Here is a 3,219-nt window from a genome sequence, read left to right on the forward strand (position 1 = left end):
ATATTAACAAAAAAATACAATATAAAATATACAATGGAATTAAATACACTATTAAACATTCCATTTACAATCAAATAAATTATAGAAAAACAAAATATCGCTACAAAACTCGTAACATACATCAATAATATATTTTTTTTAATATCTTCTAATCTAAATTCCTTTTTCTTATCGCCTATTGTGGGTTTTTCGACTTCTTTTCCAAAGTATGAAACTTTTCCGCCAAACTGTACTCCCAATGCTCCTGCTACTGCACTTTCTGAATGTCCTGAATTTGGACTTGCGTGATTTTTTCTATCTCTTTTAAATATTTTCCATGCATTTTTGTAATTGTATCTCAAAATATAGCTTGCTGCTGTTATAAAAATACCTGAAATTCTAGCTGGAATGAAGTTTACCACATCATCTAATTTTGCTGAAAATGTACCAAACTTTGCATATTTCTCATTTTTATACCCAACCATTGAATCAAGTGTATTTATTGCCTTATAGGCCATTGCAAGCGGAAGCCCACCCACAAACATATAAAACATCGGTGCAATCACGCCATCCACCATATTTTCCGAAATAGTTTCCATCGTACTTCTAATAATCATAACTTTATCCATCTTTTCTGTATCTCTTGAAACCAAATAAGACAATTTTTCTCTTGCTACTTTCAAATTTCCTAATTTTAAAATTTTATAAACTCTTTTTCCTTCACGAGCCAGTGATTTTACCGAAAATACTGTATACATCAAATAAATTTCCAAAATTTCCAAAACTTTTACAATTTTTGTCAATTCCACAAATCCATATATTACAAAAAATGTACTTGCAACTACTAAAATACCTAAAACTGCTCCACCAGCAAAGCTTCCTTTTTTCCCATATAATTTTTTCTCTAAAAATGTAATCATTTTACCAATAATCTGGACTGGATGTGTAATTTTTTCCGGATCCCCAAAAATCAAGTCCAAAATAAATGCAATCCATATTTTTATTAAAAAATTCATTATTTATCTCCTATTATTCATTATTGTGTAACTCTTCTATAAACTATTTTACTTAAAAATCACTTTTTTAATAAACTATATCATCTGTTGCCCTTGCTCCCACTTTTTCCATAATTTCTATCATTTCAACAGCATTCTCATCATTTTTATTCCAAAAATCCTTACTATAAAAACGCTTCCATACACCATTTATTGTATCATAAAGAATCATATAAATCATAAATTCATCCTTATTTTCAGGACTGTAAATATACATTCTGTATTTATAATATTCTGGAGAATTACTATATTCTAACTCTGTCAAATTTTTCCAAGGATATAATTTAATCACATCCTTTTCAAATTCATCCAAATAATTAGCAATTTCAATATAGGTAAGTCCCTTTTTGCTTCCTTTGTTATAAATTAACCCTACTTCCATAAAACTATCATTATTTTTATCCTCTGTTTCATATACCATTTTATTTTTTTCTACATCACAATAAATTTTATCTGTTAATTTTGTATTTTTAACCAGTTCTACCATTTTGCTTGCAGATTCTGTATTCCCTGTATACCAATTGCAATTAACTGAAAATCCTATTGCTTCTATCATTAAAAATACTAAAAATAAAATTTTTTTCATAAATTTGCCTCCTCCCTTTTTTATTTAAAACTAATCATAGCCGTAGCTCTTCCAGCGTTTTTTCCTTCCCTTCTATAAGAATGAAATTTTTCATCAAATGTACTTTCAGCTGCTACAATCAAATTTTCCTGTTTTATCCCAAGTTTGAGTGCCATAAGTTCATTAAATTTTGTATTGTCAAAATGATATTTTCCTGTTTTCTCATTAAACCAAAATGATTTTTCCACAATTTCTCTGTTACATTTCCCAAATTTTTCTAAAAATTTATCATAAAATTCATTTCCAACTTCATAATCCTTTTGACCAATCCCAATTCCTAATGCCATTACTACATTCTCAACTTGCGTCCCATATTTTTTTTGCATTTCCAAAAGCCCTGACTTCATCATTTCCTTAAACGTTCCTGGCCATCCTGAATGCCATACTCCTATAACCTGATTTTCCTTATCATATACAAAAATCGGCAAGCAATCCGCATAAAATGTAAAAATAGCAATGTCTTTCCTTTTTGTCAGAAATCCATCAATATCTTCCTCTTTTTCATAATAATATTTTGTTGTATCTTCATCAATGGTTTTTACATTGTTAGAATGTGTTTGAAAAGCCATTACTTCCTGTTTATCGCATAAATTCAGTCCCTTTAATAACTTTTCACGATTATTTTTCTGTATTCCTTCTTTCTGATTTTCAATTGGACAGTAATCAGACATATTTCCAGCATTTTTTTTTGTATAAACTGCTGTAATACCGTATTTTTCAAACTCTTCAATATAATAATAATTTTCCTTTTCTATAAACATAATTATCTATCCTTCTATTTTTTTTACATACTGTTCGCTAAATTTGAAAATATTGTTTCTAATGCTTTAATTTGTTCATCCAAATCTTTCATATGCCAAGTATTATTTACTTTATTCATATTTGAAGTTACAGTCATTTCTATATAATTTTCTTCTTTTTTAAATTCATCTTCTATAATTTCACTTATAGCATTCATAATTTTAGAAAAAACTTCTTTTTTATCCATTTTTTCCATTTGAGCCATCATATCCTCTGTATCTTTATATTTTAATTTTTGTGCAACAAGTTTAAGAAGTTCATATTCATTCTGAAATTTTGCAATATTTCCTTTACTACCGTCAAAAATTTTTACTTTTTGAGTAACCTGTGCTTCTTTGTCATTAAAAATCTAATCTCTTCTATTTTACTTTGCTGATGCTCAATTCCTTTTTCCATCATACTAACTGCCATTTGCTTTAACATTTCAGCAGCGAAACTTTCATCTGTACCTTGAGTGGCTTTTTCTACAATATTTTCTAAAAAACTTTTAGCCGCTTCTTTTGTTTTACTTTTGTATTTCTCAGTGTCAGCTTCAAATCCCTTTTTTACTTCTAAAGAATTCTTTTTCATTTTTTTCTCAGAAATTTTATAACTTTCACTTTTTGTAACATTGTAGTCCAATTTAGGTTCAGGTCCACACATTTGTACAGTTAATAATACTAATACTGTCATTACTAATTTTTTTATTTTCATAATATTTTATTTCCTTCCTGTTTTTTTTATTACACTAAAATAATTTTTTATTACCATTTTTTATAA

At 27.6% G+C, this 3,219-nt stretch carries 5 protein-coding genes; all 5 read right to left on the bottom strand.

The window, feature by feature from the left end; genetic code table 11:
- On the bottom strand, positions 1-995 hold a 995-nt coding region (gene cbiB / locus Q0370_RS01090), incomplete at its 3' end, for an adenosylcobinamide-phosphate synthase CbiB (protein WP_299570938.1).
- 67 nt (positions 996-1,062) lie between these two features.
- Complete coding sequence (locus Q0370_RS01095; RefSeq protein ID WP_299570941.1) at positions 1,063-1,620, bottom strand: hypothetical protein; 558 nt, start codon at positions 1,618-1,620, stop codon at positions 1,063-1,065.
- Positions 1,621-1,640: 20 nt separating this feature from the next.
- Positions 1,641-2,420, bottom strand: a complete 780-nt coding sequence (locus Q0370_RS01100) for a polyphenol oxidase family protein (RefSeq protein ID WP_299570944.1) — start codon at positions 2,418-2,420, stop codon at positions 1,641-1,643.
- Positions 2,421-2,443: 23 nt separating this feature from the next.
- Positions 2,444-2,656: a hypothetical protein gene (locus Q0370_RS01105; protein ID WP_299570946.1), complete on the bottom strand. Its 213-nt coding sequence runs from the start codon at positions 2,654-2,656 to the stop codon at positions 2,444-2,446.
- A 113-nt stretch (positions 2,657-2,769) separates the two neighbouring features.
- Entirely contained in the window at positions 2,770-3,153 is a 384-nt protein-coding gene (locus Q0370_RS01110; RefSeq protein WP_299570949.1) for a hypothetical protein, read from the bottom strand.
- Positions 3,154-3,219: the final 66 nt, after the last annotated feature.

The organism is uncultured Leptotrichia sp. (genome assembly GCF_938036635.1).
Taxonomy (GTDB): domain Bacteria; phylum Fusobacteriota; class Fusobacteriia; order Fusobacteriales; family Leptotrichiaceae; genus Leptotrichia; species Leptotrichia hongkongensis.